The organism is Marinifilum sp. D714, from assembly GCF_030851345.1.
GTDB lineage: Bacteria > Bacteroidota > Bacteroidia > Bacteroidales > Marinifilaceae > Marinifilum.
Genome location: NZ_JALPNU010000003.1, coordinates 357,737 through 380,834, shown reverse-complemented (window position 1 = coordinate 380,834; position 23,098 = coordinate 357,737). Strand labels below are relative to the sequence as shown.

The window sequence follows — 23,098 nt, the reverse complement described above, 5'->3', positions numbered from 1 at the left end:
CTATTACAAATCTAAACTATTGAGTCATGAAAAAATTAATGAAGTATTTCTTTATTTTTACATTGGTGCCGACATTATTTCTGACCTCTTGTAAGGAAGAAAATGATGTATACACCCCAGAACCAGGTCCTGATCTATCGGAAAACTTTGAAATACTAAAGGATTATATGGTAGCTAATGATCTTGATCTTCCAGATGTTTTAACTGGTTGGATTGTTGGCGCACCAGCAGAAGCTGATTTGGCTACTTTCCTTGATACTTATGATATTATTGATATTCGATCTGCAGATGCTTATGCTGCTGGACATATCGAAGGCGCAGTAAATTCTTCATTGGAGAATATTTTAAATACTGCAGCTAATACTACTAAGCCAATTTTGGTTGCCTGCTATACAGGACAAACAGCATCTCACGCAGTAGTTGCTCTTCGATTGAGTGGTTACACTGATGCAAAAGTATTGAAGTGGGGTATGAGTGGTTGGAACTCAATATTATCAGGACCTTGGCAAGGAAAATCAGGTGCAGAAAATGGTGCTGTTGGTGAAGGCCATGCAAATTGGGTAACTACTCCAGTTGCAACTAACCAATCTTTCAATTACCCAGGTTTTAATACAACAGCTACAAGTGGAGCTGCTATTCTTGAAGAGAGAGTTAATGCAATGATCTTGGGAGGTTTTAAAGGAGTTAATGCTTCTGATGTTTTAACTACTCCATCTAATTATTTTATTAATAATTATTGGGCCGAAGCTGATGTTGATCATTATGGACACATTGCTGGAGCACACAGAATTCAACCTTTAAGTCTTGAAAACAATGAGATAGCTAATCTTGATCCTGATGCTACAATTTGTACTTATTGCTGGACTGGTCAAACTTCATCTATGATTACAGCATACTTAAATGTTGTTGGGTATGATGCTGTTTCGTTGAAATTTGGTTCAAATAATATGATTTACCCAACATTAGAGAGCCATAAGTTTGTTACTCCAACAACTGATTTACCACTTGTTACACCTACACCTGCAAATGTTTTTAGTACCTTATCTGATTACCTGGTAGCTAATGATCTTGATTTACCAGACATTTTAAATGGATGGATTACAGCTGCGCCAGCACAGGCTGATTTAGCAACTTTCCTTTCAACTTATGATATTATTGATATTCGTTCTACAGATGCATACAATGCTGGCCATATTGAAGGTGCAATTAATTCTACTTTAGGAAATATTGTATCAGATGCAGCAAGTACAACAAAGCCAATATTGGTAGCTTGTTATACTGGACAAACAGCTGCTCATGCAGTAGTTGCACTTCGCTTAAGTGGTTACACTGATGCAAAAGTTTTAAAATGGGGAATGAGTGGATGGAATTCAACTTTGTCAGGATCATGGGAAAGTAATTCAGGTGCTACCAATGGTGCAGTTGCCGAAGGTCATTCAAATTGGGTTACCTCTGCTGTAGAAAGCAATCAAACTTTCGATTACCCAAGTGTTATGTCAACATATACTGATGGAGCTAATATTCTTCAGGAAAGGGTAACCGCTATGACAACGAATGGATTTAAAGGGGTTAATGCCACAGATGTTTTGACATCACCATCGAACTATTTTATAAACAACTATTGGGCGCAAACCGATGTTGACCATTACGGGCATATTGCTGGTGCATATAGAATTCAACCACTAAGTATTGAAGGTGGTGAATTGGCTAATCTTGATTCAAGTGCTCAAATTTGCACCTATTGTTGGACCGGTCAAACTTCTTCTATGGTTACGGCATATTTAAATGTACTTGGTTATGATGCTGTATCATTAAAGTTCGGTTCTAACAAGATGATTTACCCATCACTGGAGAGTCATAAGTTTGTTGCTCCAACAACCGATTTACCACTAGTAAACTAGTACGGGAACAAGATATATTCATACAACTAACCGAATATCGGGAATTGTATTGATGAAATACAATTCCCATAACCTAAAAAAAAGATAATCATGAAAAAATTATATGCATTACTATTTGCACTTGCTTTTTGTATTCCTATGCTAGTAAATGCACAAGGATGTGATGAGCCATCAGGTGAAGGAGTTAACGTTTTTGGTTTTATTCAGCCTAAATATCAGTATAACGAAAATGCAGCAAATGATGATACCAATACTTTTGATTTTAATAGAGCTAGAATTGGTGTAATGGGGAAAATTCCTTATGATATCAGTTACTATGTAGTTCTTGAAGCAAGTCCTGATAATCAAAGACATGATGGAGATGCTTATTTATTAGATGCATTTGTAACTTATTCACGCTACGATTTCGCTCGTATCTCCATGGGTTCTTTCAAATCGCCTATTTCATTGGAATTAAACACTCCTTGTCACAAGTTGCACACAATTAATCGTTCACGAGTAGTTGAGCAATTGGCGACTCCTGATCGCGACCGTGGTTTTATGGTTCTTGGTGGATCAGACACTACTTTATTCCAATACAGTGTTGCTGTAACCAATGGTAACGGATTGTTCGATAAGGATGACAATAAAAAGAAAGATTATGCTGCACGTGTGGTTGTAAATCCTCACAAGAATTTCAAAATTGGTGCAAGTTATAAGTATGGAGAATCAGCTTCAGCAACAGCTGGTATGCCAGATGATGAAAGAACAAGATATGGAGCAGATCTTCAGTACAAGAACGGTGGATTTATGTTGCAAGCAGAATATCTATATGGTAAGGATGTAGGTTCTTACACAACTGGTGGTGGTTGTGGCGAAGAGCTAACACTGCATCAAGGTAGTGTTAAGCGTGATGGTGGTTTCTTAATGGCAATGTACAAGTTTAAAAACAACCTGCAGCCAGTATTTAAATGTGAATTTTTTGATTCTGATAAAGACATGGGTAACAATACAGAATTCTGTACTACCTATGGTTTAAACTACTTTTTAAACGATTGGACAAAAATTCAGGCCAACTATGTTTATCGTGCTGAAAGAGCCGATGAAATTGATAACGATATTTTCATGTTGCAGGTAACTGTTAAATTCTAAAAGATTATCACATGGGAGCCATTGTGGTTCCCAATGATTCATTGAACTGTTAAAAATTTAAAGATTATGAAAAAAATATTATTACTTGTTTTGGTTTGCTTTTTAGGCATTCAAATGACATTTGCTCAAGATGTAATTTCAGTTAAGGAATTCTTGAAAATTAAAGGGAACGATAATGTAGTACTAGTGAGTACGCGAAAAGCTACTGATTACGCTAAAGTTCATATTGATGGCGCAATTCATTTGAACCATAAGGATCTGTACAAAGCTGAACCAAAAAGTACATTAAAATCAACTGCTGAGATTGCTAAAGTTTTTGGAGCAAAAGGTATCAGTAATACCAATACCATTGTATTGTATGATAATGGATCAGGAAAATATTCAGGACGTGTTTACTGGATTTTGAAATATTTAGGCGCAAAAGATGTGAAAATTCTTGACGGACACATGAAAGCTTGGAGAATGGCTCGTAAGCCTGTAACCAAGAATCCTGTTAAAAGAAAAGCAACAACTTTTAATGTAGCTGTGAATAAGGCTGCTATTGCTGATATCGTACAAGTGAAAAAAGCATCAAATTCTTCTGCAGCTGTTATTGTTGATGTTCGTTCAGCTGACGAGTATAAAGGAATCAAGGAATCAAAATTACCCAAAGGGCATATTCCAAATGCGATTAACCTTGAGTTTAAAAAGGTTATGACTACTAAAAGTAAGTTGAAGTCGAAAGAAGAGCTACAGGCTTTATTCAATACTGCTGGTGTTACTAAGGATAAGGAAGTTATTTTATACTGTGAGTCTAGTGTTCGTGCAGGTGTAGTATACATGGCTTTAAAATCGGCTTTGGGGTATCCAAAGGTAAAAGTATATGATGGCGCTCTATATGAGTGGACTGCTACTGAAACTGTTCAGAAGTAGTTTCTTTTCATGAAATTTATTTCATACCCTTCGAGTGCGAAGGGTATGATTTTAAGCCATTCTGCAACTACGTGTGCATATTAATTGAAATTGCAGAGGTGCTAGTAAGTCCTGTTGAAAGTTGAAAGATTCAACGAAATTAAACAAACAGGTGTTTGTTCTAACAGCATCAGTTTAATTATAAAACAACAATCTGATGAACAAGTCGAGAAGAGAATTTATTAAGTTATCCGCAATTGGTGCAGGAGGATTGGTATTGGCTAATCCGCTTTTAAATGCTATGATAGGGCAGGTAAATGCTGCTGAACCGATGGATGCTTCTAAAATAAAGCGCTTCCCAACATACTGCGAAGTTTGTTTCTGGAAGTGTGCCGGTTGGGTTTACACTGACGAAAAAGGTGAAATCTGGAAAATAGAAGGAAATGAGGATGATCCGCATTCAAACGGAAGATTCTGTCCTCGTGGTACTGGCGGTTTAGGAATGTACAACGATCCTGATCGTTTAAAAACTCCTTTAATGAGAGTTGAAGAAAATGGAATGCAAACTTTTAAGGAAGTTAGCTGGGACAAAGCTTTCCGTTTTATCGCAGAAAAAATGAATAAAATTAAGGAAGAAAGCGGACCGGAAAGTCTTGCCTTGTTCAAACATGGATCAGGTGGTGCACATTTTGGAAAACTTTTTAAAGCTTTTGGTTCCAAGAATATTACAGCTCCTTCCTATGCCCAATGTCGTGGTCCACGAGAAGTTGGGTTCAATACTACATTTGGATCAAATATCAACTCTCCGGAACCTGTTGATCTTGAGAATACCAAATGCCTGGTATTAATCGGAAATCATATTGGAGAGAACATGCATAACTCCCATGTGCAGGAAATGTCTAAGGCCATAGACCGTGGCGCTACAATTATTACTGTAGATCCAAGATTATCGACAGCAGCAAGTAAATCGAAGTATTGGTTGCCGATTAAACCTGCCACTGATATCGCTTTGCTTTTGGCATGGATGAACGTAATTGTTAGCGAAGAATTATACGATAAGAAATATATAGAGCAATATGCTTATGGCTTGGAAGATTTGCAGGCTCATATTGTTGACAAAACGCCTGAGTGGGCAGAAAAAATTACCACCATTAGTGCTGATGTAATTCGACAGACAGCACGCGAAATGGCATTCCATGCTCCGGCAACTTTAATACATCCTGGACGACATGTTACCTGGTATGGTGATGATACACAAAGATTAAGAGCAATGGCTATGCTAAATGCATTGTTAGGTTCTTGGGGAAGAAAGGGTGGCTTCTATTTCCCTGAAAAAGCAAAAGTACCTTCTTATCCACATCCGGGATATCCACCAGTAAACTGGACTTGGAAAGATCATTTGGATGGCACATATGCATTGGCTGGTTCATCTATAGCAAATGTATTTGTCGATATGTCTCATCCCGATAATGAATCGGATTATAAGATTAAAGGTTGGTTTGTTGTGGGTACAAATTTAATCTCAACAATTCCTGATACCCAGAGAACTTTAGAGGCAATTCAAAATTTGGATTTGTTAGTCGTGGTAGATACCATGCCTATGGAAATTACAGGTTATGCAGACGTTATTCTGCCTGAATGTACCTATTTGGAACGTTACGATGATATGCGAGTTTCTCCAAATAGATTCCCAAATGTGGCGGTAAGAGTTCCAGCTGTTAAGCCAAAATATCTATCAAAACCATCGGATTGGATTGTTAGAAAATTAGCTAAGAAATTAAAACTATCCAAGCATTTCAATTACGAAAGCTATGGTGAAGTAATCGATTGGCAATTGAAACAAATGGGTTCTTCCTTAGCGGAAATGAGAGAAAAGGGAGTTCTGAAAATGGAACGTAAAACTCCAATGTTTATTGAAGAGGATGATTATCACGAGTTTGGTACTTCTACAGGTATGATTGAATTGTACTCATTGGATCTGGAAATGGAAGGTTTTGATCCGATTCCAAACTATACACCACATCCTGAACCACCACAAGGATTTTATCGCCTGAATTATGGTAGAGCTCCAATGCATACATTTGGAAGAACAGCCAACAATCCAAACCTAAATGAATTGATGAGTGAGAATTGTCTTTGGGTAAATCCGTTTGTTGCAGCTGATAACAATTTGGAGAATGGCCAGGAAGTTTGGTTAAAGAACCAGGATGGTGTAGTTTCTGATTTTCCTATTAAAGTTAGGGTAACAGAGCGAATTGGAAAAGACAATGTTTATATGGTTCATGGATTTGGTAGAGCCAATAAAAAACTAAAGAGATCATTCGGAAAAGGAATTAGTGATACACAATTGGTAACTAACGTGATGGTTGATCCAGTTATGGGAGGAACCGGAATGCGTGGCAACTTTGTAAGTTTTGTAACCGATAAACCAGAAAGTGAGGTAATATCATGAGATATGCAATGGTAATTGATACAAAGAAATGTGTTGGCTGTAGCGACTGTGTTGTAGCTTGCCAAAACGAAAACCGTGTGCCAATTGGGTATTGTCGCGATTGGGTGATTGAACATGCAAAGGGCACATTTCCAAATGTAAGTATCGAATTAAGATCGGAGCGTTGTAATCACTGTGAAAATTCACCTTGTGTAAGATGTTGTCCTACCGGAGCAAGTCATTACGAAGATGGGGGATTGGTAAAAGTTACTCGTCAAGAATGTATTGGTTGCGGTGCTTGTGTTCAGTCTTGTCCTTACGATGCTCGCTATTCTCATCCCGATGGATTTGTGGATAAATGTACTTTTTGTCATCACAGGTTACAAGAAGGTAAACTTCCTTCCTGTGTATCCGTTTGTCCAACTGAGTGTATGTATTTTGGAGATTTGGATGATAAAGAAAGCAAAGTATATCAATTGTTACAAAACAGAAATTGGAAAGTATTGGCTCCCGAAGTGGGAACCAAGCCACATGTTTACTATCTGATTTAATAATATTCAAGATAATGTTGATCAGCCTATTCAAGTTGGTTTTTGTATGGTGGTTGGTTGGCAGGTTTTAACAAGTTCAAGTTTTATAACGGGTTCCGTTTGTCAGGATTCTTTTGCGCTGGGGTAATTCTGATGAACGGAATCTAAAAACAATCAAATTATGGACGAAGAAATTATTATAAGTGGAAGAATGAATCCTAAAATTGATCCTACTTTGGGAATTTGGGGATGGGAAATTCCATTGTATTTGTTTTTAGGTGGTTTGGCCGCAGGGATTTTATTCTTTGCAGCACTTTACACCATTTTAGGTAGAGAAAAAGAACTTCCAACTGCAGTTAGGAAAGCTACTTTTATTGTGCCTGCAATTTTAGTCATAGGTTTATTTGCCTTATTCCTTGATTTAAAAAACAAATTGTATTTCTGGCAATTGTATACAACCATCCGATTAGAATCTCCAATGTCATGGGGAGCTTGGGTGTTGATGTTGGTTACGCCATTATCAATAGTTTGGTGTGTTGCCTACTGGAGAGATTTGGTGCCAAATTGGAAATTTAAAGTGGAATGGCTAGAATTTGTAGAGAAGCAAGTAAATAAATATCGAAAACCACTCGCCTGGGTGATGATTGTATCATCAGTTATTCTTGGGATCTACACGGGTATTTTACTGTCTGCATTTAATGCAAGACCATTGTGGAATACATCTATTTTGGGACCTTTGTTCTTGGTTTCTGGTTTATCTACCGGAGCAGCTGTTATCATGTGGATGTCGAAAGATCATTTGGAAAGAACGCTATTCAGTAAAATTGATTTGATATTGATTGGAATAGAAATCTTCTTTATTATTCACCTGTTTATGGGATTTTTAGCTAGTAATGCTGCTCAAATTGAAGCTGCTCAGCTTTTCCTTGGAGGTGCATATACATTATTATTCTGGGGTGGAGTAGTTGTACTGGGATTATTGGTTCCAGCTATTCTTGAAATTTTAGAGCTAAGAGGGAAGAGAATTCCTGTGGCACTTCCTGCATTTTTAATTCTTTTGGGAGGAATGATTTTCAGATTTATTATGGTTGATGCTGGACAATTGAGCAAGTATCTATATTAAGGTTAGTGTTTAAATAAAGCTTTAGGAAACCAGAATGGTTTTATCAAGTGAATGGCAATGGATGCATTTATATGTATCCATTGTTTTTTTTGGAAGTAAGCAAATTTCTGTCGTAACTTAGTTAAAAACCGATGTTTATCTTCTAAATGATTGTTGTTATGGCTTCTAAAAAAAAATTACCACAAGATGTTGAGAAAAGGAGGGAGATACTAAATACCGCCTTAGGGATTTTTGTGCAGGAGGGGTATTTTGCTGCAAAAGGGGCAAAAATTGCAAAAGCTGCCAAGATTTCGGAAGATCAATTATTCTCTTATTTTGAAACCAAGGAAGATTTGCTACATACCATAGTGGACGAAGCTGTTCATATATTATACGACGGTTTAGATCCAAATGAAGATGGAGATCTTCAGGAAGTAGAATTGTTGTTCTTTATCAACGATTATTTTGATTCTATAGAGAAGAATTTAAAATTCTTTAAGCTGTTTTACGCTTTACGTTGGCAACCAGGAGTTTTGCCTTTGTATCAGCAAGAGTTAGATGAAATTGTAAGTATGAAGTTTGATGTGTTGAATGAATATTTCAATAAGAGTGGAGCTGCTGATCCGGAAATGGAAAGGGAATTCTTGACTTCCATGTTGGATGGTATTGCTATGAATTTTGTATTGGAACCAGAAGGATATCCGATTGATGCCATGCAGCAGAAAGTTTTGAATATGTATATCACTAAAGCAGAATACGAAGAGTAATTATAAATTAATAATGAGTAATGAATAATAACAAAAAAACCGATTCACAATGTGAATCGGTTTTTATATTGAGTATCGCTAAATGCGATTTTTATTTTAAACCTCTCTTAATTAAAAGAGCATCTTCGTTTGGCTCTGCACCTCTGAATCGCTTGTACAATTCCATTGGATCTTCAGTACCACCTTTAGACAATACATTGTCGCGGAATAATTTAGCGGTTTGCTTGTCGAATAAGCTAGTTTCTTTAAATGCCTGGAAAGCATCTGAATCAAGAACACCAGCCCAAATGTAAGCGTAGTAGCCAGCTGAATAACCACCAGCAAAAATGTGCTTGAAGTAAGTAGAACGATATCTTGAATAGATTTCAGGAATCAAACCTAATCCTTCCAAATAATTCTTTTCAAAAGTCATCACATCTTCAGTCAATGGCTCAGTTAAAGTATGATATTTCATATCTAACATTGAAGCAGCCAAATACTCAACAGTTGCAAAACCTTGGTTGAATTTACCAGCGTTTTGGATCTTTTTAACCAATTCAGCAGGAATTACTTCACCAGTTTTGTAATGCTTCGCGTAAATTGCTAACATTTCTGGTTCGAAGCACCAGTTTTCCATTACCTGAGAAGGAAGCTCTACAAAATCACGAGCTACAGAAGTACCTGATAGGTAGTTGTATTTACACTTCGAGAAGAATCCGTGAAGAGCATGACCAAATTCGTGGAATAGAGTTTCAACTTCATCTGGAGTTAACAATGCAGGAGTATCACCAACAGGTTTAGTGAAGTTACAAATGTTCATGATGATTGGAGTAACTTCTTTATCAGTACCAAAACCTGATTGTTTACGGAATGAGCTCATCCAAGCACCACTACGTTTAGAAGCACGAGGGTGATAATCTAAATAGAAAATACCAATGTGAGTTCCATCAGCTTCTTGTAATTCGAATACCTTGTTTTCAGGGTTGAATTTAGCAATGTCGTTTCTCTCAATGAATTTAATACCCCAAAGTTTTGTAGCTAAAGCAAATGCACCGTCACGAACGTTGTTAATTTCGAAATATGGACGCAACTCTTCTTCGTCAAGGTCATATTTAGCTTTCTTTACTTTATCAGCATAGTACCACCAGTCCCAAGAAGCTAGCTTAAATTTACCACCTTCTTTGTTGATGATTTTTTGCATCTCCTTCACTTCTTTTTTAGCGTTAGGAAGAGCAGCTTTCCAAAGTTTGTTCAACAATTCGAATGCTTTTTCTGGAGTTTTAGCCATGTTCTTCTCAAGCACATACTCAGCATAGTTGTTGTAACCAAACAATTTTGCACGTTGAATACGAAGGTTTACCAATTTTTTGGCAATCTCTTTGTTATCGTACTCGTTGTTGTTGTTACCACGGTTTACATATCCCATGTAAAGTTTCTTACGAAGATCACGATTATCAGCATACTGAAGGAATGGAAGCATGCTTGGCTTTTGAGTTGTAAATAACCATTTGCCTTCTTTGCCAGCAGCTTTAGCAGCTTCAGCAGCAGCAGCAACAACACCAGCAGGAAGACCAGCAAGATCTTTTTCATTATCGATAACCAACTCAAATTTATTGGTTTCTTTCAATACATTTTCACCAAATTGAAGAGTTAATGAAGCAAGTTCTTCATCAATCTTACGCAATTGATCTTTCTTGTCAGCTGGAAGGTTAGCACCACCACGAACAAATCCTTTGTAGATTTTATCTAGCATGGTTTGTTCTTCAACAGAAAGTTCCAATTGATCTTTTTGTTCGTAAACTGCCTTAATTCTTTTGAATAAGTTTTCGTTTAAGCTGATATCACCATAATACTTGGTTGTAATTGGAGATAATCTTTTAGCCAAAGCAGCAATAGAATCGTTGTTTTCCGATCCTTTAATGTTGTAGAATACATTTCCTACTTTATCCAATAAAGCACCTGATTTTTCGTATGCTAAAATTGTATTTTCGAAAGTTGGAGCTTCTTTGCTGTTTGCAATTGCTTCAATTTCCGCACGACCTTCTTCCATGCCTTTCATGAAAGCAGGCTCGAAATGTTCGAATTTAATTAAATCAAACGGAGGAGTTTGATATGGAGTGTTGTACTCAGCAAAAAACGGATTGTCAGTCTTTTGCTCGCTTTTTTTTCCATCGCAGGCTGTAAATGCCATACCTGCTACAAGTAAATAAAGGAACGTCTTTTTCACTTTGTTAGGTTTAGTGTTAATATTAAAATTGTTCGATCGCCAAAATAGTAAAAAAACTCTGTCTTTACTAAGGGTTTTTACCCATTTAGCAACATGTTTTATTTAATTACGAATTGGCAATTACGAATTACGATTGCAATAGAAATATTAGGTCTATGTTAAAAGTTTTTGCAAAATTCGTAATTACTCATTGCTAATTATTAATTGTTTATTTCAATCCTTTTTTCAGGTTAAAGCTGGTTGATGGCTGTACTTGTTTCGATTGCTGAAAGTTTTTCATCAGTCTTTTAAAAGTGTTTGATGATACTTTCTCATTGCTCAAGTCAATCAAAAATCTTCTGAATCCTTCTTTGTAAAGGTTGTTTTTTTGTTGCATCCAGGTAACCGGATGTTTTGGATAAACAATGGTCATTCCATCACGAAGTTCCTTGTTGTATTCCCCCTGCATATCATCAATTAATTCATCATTTACCGTTTTTACTGGCATACGAGAGTAGAACAATTGAGGGTAGAAGTAAACAGGAACAATTCCAAAACGATCATTGCTTTTTAACAGGTTTTCCAGATCATTTTCCTGAGGATGACAGAACAGATTGATTCTTTCATCACGCAAGTGAGCTATTGCAGCATCGTTAAACAAATAAACATTCTCGTTGCATGAAACACGAGCTTTATTTGGAAGCAATAGTTTTTGTGAAAGGTGACTCAGCATAAAGTTTTGATATCCATTGCGCATGGCCTTTTTGCATAGCTGCTTATAGAAACCTAAATCTTTCTCTTGAATAAACTTTGGCAATTCAATGATTAGTTTGTTTGCATTTTTCTGAAGAAATGGAACATCCCACTTTAACTCTTCCCATTCTGCTTTTTTTAGGTTAAGAATTAAATAGTTGACTTCATTTAAATTTACCTTACGCAACCATGCCAATGAATCAATTCGAATGTAGATTTGTTCCTTTTGAGGAATATTCTTTTTTCCTAATGAGTTAAGGATTTTGGCTTTATCAGTTCTATGCATGTTAGCCTTGAGTGGTTTACCTTCCTCGCGGAACTTATTTGAGAATTTCTCCTGCATCATTCCAGCTAAATATACCTGATCACCTTTTTCAGCTACAACATTTCCGATTTCAAGTTGATAAGTCCCTTTACCAAGTTCTTTAAATTCTTTAACCTTAACAGCTTTTTGTGGTTCACCATTCTTTTGCTTGAATCTGATTCTGTTTCCTACTTGTATATCGTGAGAAGAGGAGAAGATTACGGTGTTTCTATTTCTTTTTTCAACAGTTCCAATTAAAATACCGGTATTGGTGTTCTCGGTGATGGCTTTGTTTACATTTCCTGCAAGAAAATATCCTGTCTTTTCTCGTCCCATATCATAGGCAAGAATTTCCTTAGCTGTTTTTAAATCATTATTATCAATTACCTTTCTATAAGCTCTAGATACATTATATACAAACTCTGCTGGTTTTAATCGACCTTCAACTTTAATAGATTCTACACCCATTTCCATAAGTTCAGGCAATACATCCACAGCTTGATTGTCTTTTAAACTAAAGACATAGCTTTTCTCTTTTCCTGTTTCATAGAATCTTCGGCACGGTTGAGCGCATAAACCTCTATTGGCACCACTTCCACCTAGAAAACTACTGAACAAACACATGCCAGAGAAGGAGTAGCATAAAGCTCCATGCATGAATATCTCCAATTCAATATCAGATTTCTTACGAATATCCTTTAACTCAGGAAGAGTCAGTTCTCTTGCCATTACAACTCTTTCAAAATCTTTGTCTTTGCAATAAATGGCTCCCAAAGAGTTGTGATGAGCCATTTGTGTACTGGCATGTATAGTAATTTTGGGAAAATGTTTCTTCACCAAATAGTAAACACCCCAATCTTGAATGATGATGGCATCAATTCCAGTTTTCTGAATTAAATTTAAAGTATCCAGCAAGTCAGGTAATTCTTCATTTTTAATTACCGTGTTTAAAGTAAGGTAAACCTTTATGTTGTTCTTCCTTGCAATTTTTATCAGTGCCAGCAATTGTGAGCTTGTAAAGTTTGATGCTCTTCCACGCGCATTAAATTGACGCAATCCCAGGTATACGGCATCAGCTCCACCTTTTACAGCAGCATGAAACATTTCAGGATTTCCAACAGGTAGTAATAATTCAGGTTTACTCATTCTTCAAAATTTTGTTCTGCATGCAAAGATAGAATTGAAAATTGGGCTAAACGACTTTTGTACACAAAAAAACCGCTCTTTTGTGAAGAACGGTTGAGATAGTGCTGTTGTATGTAACTATATGTCGAAACCACTTTTGTAAGTTCTTGTATCATCTTTTGGCACCAGGCTTCCGCGAAATTGGATTTTACTACTTCTGGTTGATGCATCAACAGAGGCGTCAGCAAAATTGTCAGAAGCATTCAAACTTATTCTTACCTCAGCATGAATTGCAGCACCCATTACATTGAACTCCAAATATTGGTTACCATGTTTATCTGTAGAGAACTTCTCGTTGCGGATTTTACCATTTAATGTAATTCCACCTAATCCATTTGGTCCGCCGTAACCTCTAAATGACAATTGAAGAGTAGCCTTGTCTTTTTCAACTGAAATAAAGTTTAAATGATCAGAAACATTAATCATTTTACCTCTCTTGTTTTGTAAACTTGTGGCCTCTAGAACAAAATTAAAATCCTTTAATGCTTGATATGCTTTGTCATGCATTTCCTGATTATATCTTTCTCTTTCGGCTTTACGAATTGCTCTCTTTTCTTTTCTAAGTTCTTTCTTTTCTTGCTTGGTTAATTCTTTGCCTTCGGCAAAACTTGAAAATGAGATTGCTCCCAATATTAAAATTGCTACTAATGTTAATGTATTTCGCTTCATAACTTTAAAATAATATTTCTAACCCAAATAATTTTACTGCAGTCGATCACACAATTGCAAGATGCGTGCCATTTAAATGTCAACAAATCTTAAAAAGATTGAAAATTAGTTATTTGAAGAAGAGAGTGGGGCTAGTTTAATTGTTGAGAAGAGAATTTTCCGTTGGATTTGAACTTTTCTCTTTGTGATCTTCTTTTATCACTTTTAGGGCTAAAGCTTAAATAAAAAGCTACCCATAAAACGAACATGACAATGGCAACGGAGGTCGAACGATTGAAGTAAATGCCTTTGAAATTGTATAGAATCGCGTCATGGGGATTATCAGGATCAAATAGTATGGTAAAATTTTTTCCAAGTGGATATTCAACATTTTCCAATCCTTTTAATTGGTAGGTTTTACCTTTGACTTCATATTGGATGATGGAGTAAATTGAATAGAGTTGTCCCATATTGTCTTTACTGGTTTTTATAACGATTCCTTCAGTTTTATCACCATCCAATAACAATCTCCAATTGCTGTAAATTGGAATAAGTAGTATTAAAGCGGTAATAATAAAGAATCGAAAACCAGTAATTTTCATAGGTTAGGGCAATTTCTGTTTCCATAAATTTAATGAAAATTAGGAAATAAAAAAGGTCATCAAAGAATGATGACCTTTACCTTTTTTATATGGTTTGAATTATTGTGGATAATTCAAATTTTCTTCAGTAAGATTAGAAAGTACCTCTTTTCTGTACTTATCCGATTCCCATTTTGCGACTGTTAGATCATGACTAACGTAGTTACCACATTCAATTTTGTTGGTTCCTGGAATCTCGCCTTCGAAATCAGCCATAAAATCGAACATTTCTTTGGTAACATCGATAATATCTTCTGATTTTAGATCACCATGGAAAATAATGTAAAATCCAGTTCTACATCCCATTGGGCCAAAGTAAACAGTTTTGTTGGCCCACTCTTTGCTGTTTCTTAAGAAGGTTGCACCCAGATGTTCCATGGTATGCATTGCAGGAATATCCATTGCAGGCTCCTGGTTGGCTAATTTGGTTCTGATATCGAATGTTGTAATGGTTTCATCACCAAATCGATCTTTTCTTGATACGTAAATACCTCTTTTCAATTTATTGTGATCAACCGTAAAGCTATCTATCTTTTCCATATTCTTTGATTTAAACTATTTTGCTAATTCTTTTGTCATTTCAACAACCATATTTGCTGAGTTTACAGCAGCTGTTTCAACAAACTCTTCATACTCGATTGCATTCTCTTGTCCTGCAATATCCGAAATTGATCGGATAACTACAAAAGGAATTTCAAATTGAAAGCAAGTTTGAGCGATTGCGGCTCCTTCCATTTCAACAGCTTCGGCCGATGGAAAGGTATCTTTAATTTTTTTAGTGGCTTCAGGATTATTCATAAACTGATCGCCAGTAAGAATTGTTGCTGTTTTGGTTTTTACATCAATCAATTTGTGGATGCATTTATCAGCCAATTCAATTAATTTTTCATCAGCAGTAAAGCTCTCAGGCATCCCAGGAACCTGACCGGTTTTGTATCCAAAAACTGTACAGTCCATATCGTGATGAATCAATTCTTTCGAGATTACAATGTCGCCAACTTTTAAATCGCCAGGAAATCCTCCGGCAGCACCTGTGTTTATTACAAAGTCAGGGGAGTAGTTATCGATCATGATGGCTGCACCAATAGCTGCATTTACCTTTCCAATGCCCGATTGTAAAAGAATAATATCATTTCCGTTTAGCTTTCCGGTATAGAAAACAAAGCCACCTTTTTTTTGTTCATTTTTATCCGACAATAGTGCTCGAAGTCTTACAACCTCAATTTCCATTGCCCCAATAATACCTATTTTCATGGATACTGTATAAAGTTCAAAGTTTGAATAATAAAGTTCTAGTGCCTTTATTGTTCGATTTATTCATAGCTCACAAAGTTATAAACAATTCGTGTTTTTTTATCTTTTGCCATTTAATAAAAGTGGATTTTACCTGAAATTATGGGCATTGCCCATGATCGCTTCGTGGTATTAGATAATTTAATTAAATTTAGATTTTTAATTAAAAATAATTATTAGCGTATGACCTTAAAACAGCTTGAATATGCTTTGGCTTTGCAAAAATTAGGCGGATATGGGAAGGTGGCCAAGTTTATGGGAGTGTCGCAACCAGCTGTTAGCCTGCAAATACAAGCACTGGAAGAAGAATTGGGTATAAAACTCTTCGATAGAAGTAGGAAACAGGTGGAACCCACTACAAATGGGAATCTTTTTTTGGAGAAAGCGCAATTGTTGATTACAGAATCGAAGCACCTGGAAGATTTTGCCGTGAATTTATCCGAAGACATTCAAGGAGAGCTTTGCTTGGGAATCATTCCAACCCTTTCGCCATATTTAGTGCCTTTGTTTGTGGATGAGCTTAATCAGCGATATCCGAAATTGAAGCTCACCGTTAAGGAAATGATAACCGAGGAAGTTTTACAAGGAGTGAAGGATGGTAGTTTGCATGGGGGAATCATTTCTACTCCAATTCAATTGAAGAGCAATTTGGAAGTTTGCCCGATTTTCTATGAAAAGTTCTATTTGTATGTCTCCGATAAGCATGATTTGTTTGCTATAGATGAAATCGGTATTGATGAGTTAGATCATGATAGCATTTGGATGCTTAAGGAAGGAAATTGTTTTATGGATCAGGTAACCAACATCTGTTCTTTAAACAGAAAAGAGGAAAATGAACTGGTTTACGAAAGCAATAATATTGATGCCTTACGAAGAATCGTGGAATACAAAGGAGGAATTACTTTTGTTCCTGAGTTGGCAACATTAATGATTCCATCCGACCAGGAGGACTTGCTCAAAGAGATCAAAGGACATGATAAGGTAAGGGAAATCAGTTTGATTCAACTGAAAAGCGAGGTGCGAAAGAATCTTTTGAACGCGGTGATTGCTACCATTAAGGATTGCATACCCAGGCAAATGCTAAATAAAGAGAATAAGGAAGTGGTTAAAACAAATTTTACAGAACAATGATTGCCAAGACATTTAAAACACCATATTATGCTGTAATTTTCTCATCAGTAAGGGCAGAAGGAGATGAAGGTTATTCGGAAATGGCCGATACAATGATAGAGTTGGCCCAAACACAAGCAGGATTCCTGGGAGTGGAATCGGCACGAAATGAATTGGGCATAACGGTTTCTTATTGGGAGAGTTTAGAGGCAATTCAAAAATGGCAGGAACATCCGGCGCATAAGATTGCCCAGAAACGCGGAAAGGAAGAGTGGTATAAGAAATATGCCGTTCGGATCTGTAGGGTGGATTCGGATTACTTTTTTGAGAAATAAGGCTTACCTACGAATTAATCCAATTAACCATATTAGTATAACGGCTCCAAGTGTTGAGGCGACTAGTACTCCAAAAAAACCAGGCATATGGATGTGGAGGTGATCCAAGATGCTTCCTCCAATGAAGGCTCCAATGATTCCCACGATCATGTTGATGAGAAGTCCCTGTCCTTTGCCTTTAACGATAATGCTACCCAGCCAGCCGGCAATGATTCCTATGATAATAAAGAGAATGTAGGTCATGATGTTGCGTATTGGTTTTTTTTAAGATACGAAAAAATATGTAAGTTTTTGTCTTCGAGCCAGACGTATTATTTTTATCCTCAAGCCGGATAGGCTGTTCTTTTATTCATTCATAATTTTCATGGGCATTCATGAGCTCGCAAAGCTCGGTTATCATTGCTATAAAAGAACCAAAAGATCTAGACGTCAAAAATTTAGTTACCCATAACGATTTAAAGTCTAAACAGAATAATATTCCTTCGTTCCTCAGTCATGGAATTCTGTTCTTAACGACTTTTTCATCTATGGGTCCCAACAAATTTTTGAATGTCACTGTTACTGCAATAAATGAGTGATGTTTTAAATGAATTTTGCCTGAAGGGCAAATATCATATAGCCCAGGGGAAGGGAATGGTAATGACCGCCACCCTGGGTTAATGTGTTTTGAAAGGGATCGTCGCAATTGGGAGTGTTGTTTTGTGTGGTGTGTTTATTGCGACGAATACTATGGATTGGTTTTGTCTTCAAGCCAGACGGGCTCTTACTTTTTTATTCATTCATAATTTTAACGGGTATTCATGAGCTCGCAATGCTCGGTTCCTTAGATGAGAAAAGTAAGCAAAAGAATCAAGCCAATCGGATACTGCTCGCCATTCCATGGTGACGGTGTGCCCCGACTCGCGTCCGATTGGCGGCTCCCGATCGAGATTAATCTTTTAATTGATTTAGTATTCTTAGTAGTTTTTGCCTGACGGGCAAAGAACATATAGCCCAGGGGAAGGGAATGGTAATGACCGCCACCCTGGGTTAATGTGTTTAAAATGTAATCGTCGCAATTGAGAGTGTTGTTTTGTATGGTTTGTTTATTGCGACGGAGAATGGATTGGTTAGTTTTCGAGCTGTTAATTTTCTCTTAAATGAGTAGGGTTTTGTACGTTTGATTTGTGATGCTTTGTTTTTTCATTAACTTCAAATGAGTATTAAGCTTAATGAAATTTGTAATGGAAGATAAGAAAGATATCCTATTAGATAATGACATACTTGTAAACAAATCTCCAATTTTAAATCAGGGTACACCTGAGGAAAAGAGGGCGGAGATTTTAAAATATTTTCAAGTCACCTGGGAGTTGGATAATAGATTGTACGATAGCCTGAAAACGGAAGAGGCTTTTTACATGAGGGCTGATCCGCTTCGCCATCCTTTGATTTTTTATATTGGACATACGGCTACCTTTTACATTAATAAATTGATTCTGGCGGGAATTCTAAACGAGAGATTGAACCCCAAATTTGAATCGATGTTTGCGGTTGGTGTGGATGAAATGTCGTGGGACGATTTGAATGAAAAACATTACGACTGGCCTAAATTGGAGGATGTGAAGCAGTATCGCAGGCAAGTGAAGCAAATAATCGAGAACCTAATTCTTGAACTTCCCCTAAAAATGCCTGTCAATTGGGAATCTCAGTTCTGGGTAATTTTAATGGGCATTGAGCATCAGCGTATTCACATTGAGACATCATCTGTATTGATCAGGCAATTGCCTGTTGATCAGGTACAGCAAATTGATTTGTTTGAAAGCTGCACAGATAGTAATGTGGCTCCTGAAAATGTATTGGATAGAGTAGAGGCTGGTAGGGTGAGCATAGGAAAGGATCGTGATGATGCCCTTTATGGTTGGGACAATGAATTTGGAAGCTTCAAATCTGAAATTAAATCTTTTAATGCTTCGAAGTATTTGGTTTCGAATCAGGAGTTTAAAGGCTTTGTAGATGATGATGGCTATGGAAACGAAAAATGGTGGACCGAAGAGGGGTGGGCCTGGGTGCAATACAAGAAATGCAGCTTCCCATTCTTTTGGTTGAAGGATGGAGAGCAGTGGAGACTTCGTTTGATGAGCGAGGAGATTGAAATGCCCTGGAATTGGCCTGTGGAAGTAAATTATTTGGAGGCCAAGGCTTTTTGCAATTGGAAATCGGCGCAAGTGGGAAAGAAATTGAGAATGCCCACCGAAGCGGAGTATTATCGTTTATATGATAGTGTGCAAATGCCAGATCAACCAGAATGGGAACAAGCCCCTGGAAACATCAATCTGGAGCATTATGCATCTCCTTGTCCGATAGATCAATTTGAATCGGCTGGTTTTTACGATGTGGTTGGGAATGTGTGGCAATGGACCGAAATGCCGATCTCAGGATTGGATGGTTTTGAGGTGCATCCTTTCTATGATGATTTTTCGACTCCTACTTTTGATGCCAAGCACAATCTGATAAAAGGGGGATCGTGGATTTCAACGGGGAATCTTGCGATTCGAGATTCGCGTTACGCTTTTCGTCGTCACTTCTTTCAGCATGCCGGATTCCGATATATCGAATCGGAAGAGGAGGTAGAAATCAAATCCGATTATTATGAAACCGATGAGTTGGTATCGCAATATTGTGAGTTCCAGTACGGGCAAAAGTACTTTGGTGTAGAAAATTATGCGCTTTCGTGTATTGGTTTAATAAAAAGCCACATAAAGGATGTGAAGCGAAGTAATGCTTTGGATTTGGGATGTGCAACCGGACGCATGACCTTCGAACTGGCGAAGTATTTCGATCATGTTACGGGACTGGATTTTTCGGCTCGTTTCATTCGAATTGGTACGCAGCTTAAAGAGAGCGGGAAGTTGAATTACATCAGACAGGAGGAGGGGCAACTGAATTCTTACCAGGAGTTTAAACTGAGTGATTTTGGTTTGGATCAATATAGAGATAAGGTAGAGTTTTACCAGGCTGATGCTTGCAACTTGAAGACTTTGTATTCGGGTTATGACTTGGTTTTTGCCGGGAACTTGCTGGATAGACTGTATGATCCGAAGAAATTCTTAAAAGAGATTGCCAATAGAATCAATAAGGATGGTTTGTTGGTGTTGACTTCTCCTTATACCTGGTTGGATGAGTTCACTGAAGTAGAAAACTGGATTGGTGGCTTCAGAAAAGACGGAGAACCATACTCTACGCTACAGGGCTTGAAGGATATCTTGTCTGATCAGTTTGAAATGGTGGAAGGACCTAAAGATGTGCCTTTTGTGATAAGGGAAACATCGCGTAAGTTTCAGCATACGGTTGCAGAAATGACGGTTTGGAGAAAGAAGTGATGTTTTTATCCTCAAGCCGGATGGGCTATTCTTTTGTCATTACCACAAAAGAATCAAAAAGTCTAGGTGTAAGCACTCGGTGACCCATTACGGCTCAATGATGAAAAGAAATAATAGTTGCGTTCGTACCTCACTCCACAGAATTTCTTTTTAGTCATCATTTTTGCCTATGGGTACCCCACCTGCGTTGCTCATACCGAACTGGTTTGAATCGGGATTGTGATAAATTGGTGACGGTTCTTGATTGAAGGGATTGTTATTTGGAGGGTTTGCCTGAAGGGCAAATATCTTAATAGCCCAGGGTAAAGGAGCGAGAGCGACTGCCACCCTGGGTTAATATGTTTTAAATGGAATCGTCGCAAGTGGGATTGATGTTTTTTGTGTGTGTTTATTGCGACGGATAATATGGTTTGTTTTGTCTTCAAGCCGGATGTGAAGAAATGTGTTGTGTTTTATTCGTCGTTCTCAGTTATGATTTCTTCAGCTTCGCCAGACCAGTAATGAACAGGAGCTTCTAATTTTTTAGATATTAATTTTTGTATGTCAGGTCTAACAGTCATTTGCCCTTTCATAATAGCTTGGAAGGCTGGTTTTGTTAATGGAAGGGATGTAGACAGATCATGAATTAAAAGACCTAGCTTCCTTAGTCGTGTTTTTAGGACATTAGGATAAATCAACCTGTGTTGATCAGTTGAAGTTTCGAAGGCTTGATTGGCATTACAAAAGCGTACTTGCTCAGGGAGTTGATTCCCACAGTTGGGGCAGTAGTTTAGCGCTTCTAATATTAGATGGTTACATGAAGTGCACTTGTGTTGTGTTAGGTAATGCTTTTCAGCTGGTTTTAGTTTGTAATCTTTTGTGAAATCAGGTTCAGTGATAATAGGAAGTGACTTTTCTTGATCCTTATGGTTTTGCTCCCATTTATTTTTGAATGAGTAGTGAGGATCTTGTGATTTCTCAATGATCTTATGAAAATCGAACTCGAATATTTCTGTTAGTACTAAAATGCTGTATTCATCTATTCGTTTCACTCCGGAAAAAATAGATTCAAAGATTGATTGTTTTAATTTTAACTTTTCAAAAATTTGTTCAGAGCTTAAGTTTTTTGCCTTCATGGCTTCTTCGAAGGCTTCAGGAATAATGTAATATTTTGTCATTGTGTTTATTGTATGTTTTGATTAAAAGTAAGGATAATAATTCAAAATAAAATAAGGATTAGGATAAATTGTTTGTTTGGGTAATGGTATTTTGTTGAAGTTAGATTTGATGAAGTGTATCTGATAAATACTTGATGGTGAAATTAAAACTTGTAAATATCGTGTAAATGCCATGTCTGCTATACATCGAACTCTGCTTATTCATTCATAAAGCATTTTACAGATAAAGCCAAGGGGATGCCTTGGCTTTACAGTTATTATATAAACATCAGTAAGGATGTTTGTTTTATGCCGGATGAGGAACCGGTTGTGGCTGCATCTCTACTTTAATGTTAAGGTATTGGTTGCTGTAACGACGAATGGTAATCATTGTAGTTTCGTAATTGATATTCTCTACCTTTAGCGTGAATTCACCATCAGGGAAATTCTTGAATGAGAAGTACCCATTTTTAGTGATTTTGGTTTGCATATCGTTCTCTACAACGCTTACCTCACCGTAGGAAATGGCTGATCCAGTTTCCTTGTCTACAATAAATCCTCGCACGTCGATATGTGAGGTGTTAGTCTTTTGTAGTTTGCGTGCGCTAAAGTAGGCATTTACCATATCGGGATGAGAAACACGATAGCTTTCGATAGACCAGTCGAGCTTTTCTTTCAGAAAGATATCGGTAGTTCGAATCAATTCTTCAAACTCCTTTTTGTTGAGTTTGTTCTGTTCTTTGATGCGAATTCTCTCTGCATTTTTGTCCTCGATATCATCCATGCATTTTTTATAAGCAGTTATGAATTCAGCTGTAATAGAGTAGTTGGCCAATTCGGTTTGGTTTTCAAGCGCCAAATCGTGCAATTGTTCTGCAGCATCGAGACGTATGCTTTGAGAGGTTCTCAATAATTTTTCCTGTATGGTATCCAGCTTATTGATCAGCTCCTGGTTGTTGGTATCGTTGGCGAAACGTATGAGCGCTACGATTACCAGCTTGGAATTGTCTGAAAGTTCTTCGAACAATTCTCGCTTTGCCTTAGTGATCCACTGTGTTGGCTCATTCAAATCGTTACGTAATGTGCGCAATCTGGTATGATAGCCTGTAAATACCATGATTTGAGCTTTTGTAGATTCATCGGTTTCGAATACCGATTGGTTGTCGTTCAACGCCTCTTCGAGGTGCTGATAGCTTGCTAGCTTACTTGATTGTCTTGCTATCATTTTTTTGAATATTAATCAATAAGTGACTTCTTGTTTTTAGCACTTACCGGAAATTAAGAAAGTAAATTGGTATTCAACTCACAAAAGTGTGAGGAGGGTAGTAGTTTGATACAGTTGCCTGTATCCTTATGGTAGCAGTGGTTGCCTAAGGTTTAAAGGGAGGAATATATA

Annotated in this window: 20 protein-coding genes; 11 read left to right on the top strand and 9 right to left on the bottom strand. The window is 37.1% G+C overall.

The features are described 5' to 3' along the window. Positions 1-26 precede the first annotated feature (26 nt). From M0051_RS05140 to M0051_RS05110, 7 genes are all read left to right on the top strand, one after another. Entirely contained in the window at positions 27-1,901 is a 1,875-nt protein-coding gene (locus M0051_RS05140; RefSeq protein ID WP_306740479.1) for a rhodanese-like domain-containing protein, read from the top strand. A 90-nt stretch (positions 1,902-1,991) separates the two neighbouring features. After that, a complete protein-coding gene (locus M0051_RS05135) occupies positions 1,992-3,032 on the top strand; it encodes a porin (protein WP_306740478.1) in 1,041 nt (346 codons plus the stop codon). 66 nt (positions 3,033-3,098) lie between these two features. Further along, entirely contained in the window at positions 3,099-3,944 is an 846-nt protein-coding gene (locus M0051_RS05130) for a sulfurtransferase (RefSeq protein WP_306740477.1), read from the top strand. A gap of 196 nt (positions 3,945-4,140) precedes the next feature. Further along, positions 4,141-6,375 (top strand): molybdopterin-dependent oxidoreductase, encoded by a 2,235-nt coding sequence (locus M0051_RS05125; RefSeq protein ID WP_306740476.1) that lies wholly within the window; start codon positions 4,141-4,143, stop codon positions 6,373-6,375. Beyond that, positions 6,372-6,905, top strand: coding sequence for a 4Fe-4S dicluster domain-containing protein (locus tag M0051_RS05120; RefSeq protein WP_306740475.1), 534 nt, complete (start codon positions 6,372-6,374; stop codon positions 6,903-6,905). Before M0051_RS05125 ends, M0051_RS05120 begins: the two co-directional genes overlap by 4 nt. 160 nt (positions 6,906-7,065) lie before the next feature. After that, a complete protein-coding gene (nrfD, locus tag M0051_RS05115; RefSeq protein WP_306740474.1) occupies positions 7,066-8,007 on the top strand; it encodes an NrfD/PsrC family molybdoenzyme membrane anchor subunit in 942 nt (313 codons plus the stop codon). A gap of 158 nt (positions 8,008-8,165) precedes the next feature. Continuing rightward, positions 8,166-8,753: a TetR/AcrR family transcriptional regulator gene (locus tag M0051_RS05110; RefSeq protein ID WP_306740473.1), complete on the top strand. Its 588-nt coding sequence runs from the start codon at positions 8,166-8,168 to the stop codon at positions 8,751-8,753. A gap of 91 nt (positions 8,754-8,844) precedes the next feature. On the opposite strand, the gene M0051_RS05105 is transcribed toward M0051_RS05110, so the two are convergent. The 6 genes from M0051_RS05105 to M0051_RS05080 form a co-directional block, all read right to left on the bottom strand. Then, the gene (locus tag M0051_RS05105; RefSeq protein WP_306740472.1) at positions 8,845-10,959 is read right to left on the bottom strand and encodes a M3 family metallopeptidase; all 2,115 of its coding nucleotides are present in this window, start codon (positions 10,957-10,959) and stop codon (positions 8,845-8,847) included. Positions 10,960-11,167: 208 nt separating this feature from the next. Further along, positions 11,168-13,141 (bottom strand): peptidase U32 family protein, encoded by a 1,974-nt coding sequence (locus M0051_RS05100; RefSeq protein ID WP_306740471.1) that lies wholly within the window; start codon positions 13,139-13,141, stop codon positions 11,168-11,170. Positions 13,142-13,258: 117 nt separating this feature from the next. Beyond that, positions 13,259-13,849: a DUF4251 domain-containing protein gene (locus M0051_RS05095; protein ID WP_306740470.1), complete on the bottom strand. Its 591-nt coding sequence runs from the start codon at positions 13,847-13,849 to the stop codon at positions 13,259-13,261. 131 nt (positions 13,850-13,980) lie between these two features. Beyond that, positions 13,981-14,430, bottom strand: a complete 450-nt coding sequence (locus M0051_RS05090) for a DUF3592 domain-containing protein (RefSeq protein WP_306740469.1) — start codon at positions 14,428-14,430, stop codon at positions 13,981-13,983. Between the two features lie 99 nt (positions 14,431-14,529). Beyond that, on the bottom strand, positions 14,530-15,009 hold the full coding sequence (locus M0051_RS05085; RefSeq protein WP_306740468.1) for an S-ribosylhomocysteine lyase: 480 nt from the start codon (positions 15,007-15,009) through the stop codon (positions 14,530-14,532). 15 nt (positions 15,010-15,024) lie between these two features. Next, a complete protein-coding gene (locus M0051_RS05080) occupies positions 15,025-15,723 on the bottom strand; it encodes a 5'-methylthioadenosine/adenosylhomocysteine nucleosidase (RefSeq protein WP_306740467.1) in 699 nt (232 codons plus the stop codon). A 222-nt stretch (positions 15,724-15,945) separates the two neighbouring features. Between M0051_RS05080 and M0051_RS05075 the strand changes: the two genes are divergently transcribed. Together M0051_RS05075 and M0051_RS05070 are read left to right on the top strand one after the other, a co-directional pair. After that, positions 15,946-16,893 carry a hydrogen peroxide-inducible genes activator gene (locus M0051_RS05075; RefSeq protein ID WP_306740466.1) on the top strand — a complete coding sequence of 316 codons (948 nt, stop codon included), beginning with the start codon at positions 15,946-15,948 and terminating at the stop codon, positions 16,891-16,893. Next, a complete protein-coding gene (locus M0051_RS05070) occupies positions 16,890-17,207 on the top strand; it encodes an antibiotic biosynthesis monooxygenase (RefSeq protein ID WP_306740465.1) in 318 nt (105 codons plus the stop codon). The genes M0051_RS05075 and M0051_RS05070 overlap by 4 nt, the downstream gene beginning before the upstream one ends. A gap of 3 nt (positions 17,208-17,210) precedes the next feature. Here the strand turns inward: M0051_RS05070 and M0051_RS19740 are convergent, their stop codons facing one another. Beyond that, positions 17,211-17,357, bottom strand: a complete 147-nt coding sequence (locus M0051_RS19740; RefSeq protein ID WP_373568301.1) for a GlsB/YeaQ/YmgE family stress response membrane protein — start codon at positions 17,355-17,357, stop codon at positions 17,211-17,213. Between M0051_RS19740 and M0051_RS05065 the strand changes: the two genes are divergently transcribed. Both M0051_RS05065 and ovoA read left to right on the top strand, forming a co-directional pair. Beyond that, positions 17,295-17,543 (top strand): hypothetical protein, encoded by a 249-nt coding sequence (locus M0051_RS05065; RefSeq protein WP_306740464.1) that lies wholly within the window; start codon positions 17,295-17,297, stop codon positions 17,541-17,543. The genes M0051_RS19740 and M0051_RS05065 overlap by 63 nt on opposite strands. An 887-nt stretch (positions 17,544-18,430) precedes the next feature. Beyond that, the gene (gene ovoA / locus M0051_RS05060; protein ID WP_306740463.1) at positions 18,431-20,566 is read left to right on the top strand and encodes a 5-histidylcysteine sulfoxide synthase; all 2,136 of its coding nucleotides are present in this window, start codon (positions 18,431-18,433) and stop codon (positions 20,564-20,566) included. Between the two features lie 452 nt (positions 20,567-21,018). Here ovoA and M0051_RS05055 read toward each other — a convergent pair whose 3' ends face one another. Further along, positions 21,019-21,723: a hypothetical protein gene (locus tag M0051_RS05055; protein ID WP_306740462.1), complete on the bottom strand. Its 705-nt coding sequence runs from the start codon at positions 21,721-21,723 to the stop codon at positions 21,019-21,021. A gap of 286 nt (positions 21,724-22,009) precedes the next feature. After that, positions 22,010-22,927, bottom strand: coding sequence for a carboxypeptidase-like regulatory domain-containing protein (locus M0051_RS05050; RefSeq protein WP_306740461.1), 918 nt, complete (start codon positions 22,925-22,927; stop codon positions 22,010-22,012). Positions 22,928-23,098 lie beyond the last annotated feature (171 nt).

Excerpts from the sequence above, each read along its gene's own strand:
- nrfD (WP_306740474.1), top strand. The coding sequence starts at position 7,066 with ATGGACGAAGAAATTATTATAAGTGGAAGAATGAATCCTAAAATTGAT.
- M0051_RS05075 (WP_306740466.1), top strand. The coding sequence starts at position 15,946 with ATGACCTTAAAACAGCTTGAATATGCTTTGGCTTTGCAAAAATTAGGC.
- M0051_RS05050 (WP_306740461.1), bottom strand. The coding sequence starts at position 22,927 with ATGATAGCAAGACAATCAAGTAAGCTAGCAAGCTATCAGCACCTCGAA.
- M0051_RS05135 (WP_306740478.1), top strand. The coding sequence starts at position 1,992 with ATGAAAAAATTATATGCATTACTATTTGCACTTGCTTTTTGTATTCCT.
- M0051_RS05095 (WP_306740470.1), bottom strand. The coding sequence starts at position 13,849 with ATGAAGCGAAATACATTAACATTAGTAGCAATTTTAATATTGGGAGCA.
- M0051_RS19740 (WP_373568301.1), bottom strand. The coding sequence starts at position 17,357 with ATGATCGTGGGAATCATTGGAGCCTTCATTGGAGGAAGCATCTTGGAT.
- M0051_RS05120 (WP_306740475.1), top strand. The coding sequence starts at position 6,372 with ATGAGATATGCAATGGTAATTGATACAAAGAAATGTGTTGGCTGTAGC.
- M0051_RS05140 (WP_306740479.1), top strand. The coding sequence starts at position 27 with ATGAAAAAATTAATGAAGTATTTCTTTATTTTTACATTGGTGCCGACA.
- M0051_RS05125 (WP_306740476.1), top strand. The coding sequence starts at position 4,141 with ATGAACAAGTCGAGAAGAGAATTTATTAAGTTATCCGCAATTGGTGCA.
- M0051_RS05090 (WP_306740469.1), bottom strand. The coding sequence starts at position 14,430 with ATGAAAATTACTGGTTTTCGATTCTTTATTATTACCGCTTTAATACTA.
- M0051_RS05100 (WP_306740471.1), bottom strand. The coding sequence starts at position 13,141 with ATGAGTAAACCTGAATTATTACTACCTGTTGGAAATCCTGAAATGTTT.
- M0051_RS05130 (WP_306740477.1), top strand. The coding sequence starts at position 3,099 with ATGAAAAAAATATTATTACTTGTTTTGGTTTGCTTTTTAGGCATTCAA.
- M0051_RS05070 (WP_306740465.1), top strand. The coding sequence starts at position 16,890 with ATGATTGCCAAGACATTTAAAACACCATATTATGCTGTAATTTTCTCA.
- M0051_RS05065 (WP_306740464.1), top strand. The coding sequence starts at position 17,295 with ATGGATGTGGAGGTGATCCAAGATGCTTCCTCCAATGAAGGCTCCAAT.
- ovoA (WP_306740463.1), top strand. The coding sequence starts at position 18,431 with ATGGAAGATAAGAAAGATATCCTATTAGATAATGACATACTTGTAAAC.
- M0051_RS05085 (WP_306740468.1), bottom strand. The coding sequence starts at position 15,009 with ATGGAAAAGATAGATAGCTTTACGGTTGATCACAATAAATTGAAAAGA.
- M0051_RS05080 (WP_306740467.1), bottom strand. The coding sequence starts at position 15,723 with ATGAAAATAGGTATTATTGGGGCAATGGAAATTGAGGTTGTAAGACTT.
- M0051_RS05055 (WP_306740462.1), bottom strand. The coding sequence starts at position 21,723 with ATGACAAAATATTACATTATTCCTGAAGCCTTCGAAGAAGCCATGAAG.
- M0051_RS05110 (WP_306740473.1), top strand. The coding sequence starts at position 8,166 with ATGGCTTCTAAAAAAAAATTACCACAAGATGTTGAGAAAAGGAGGGAG.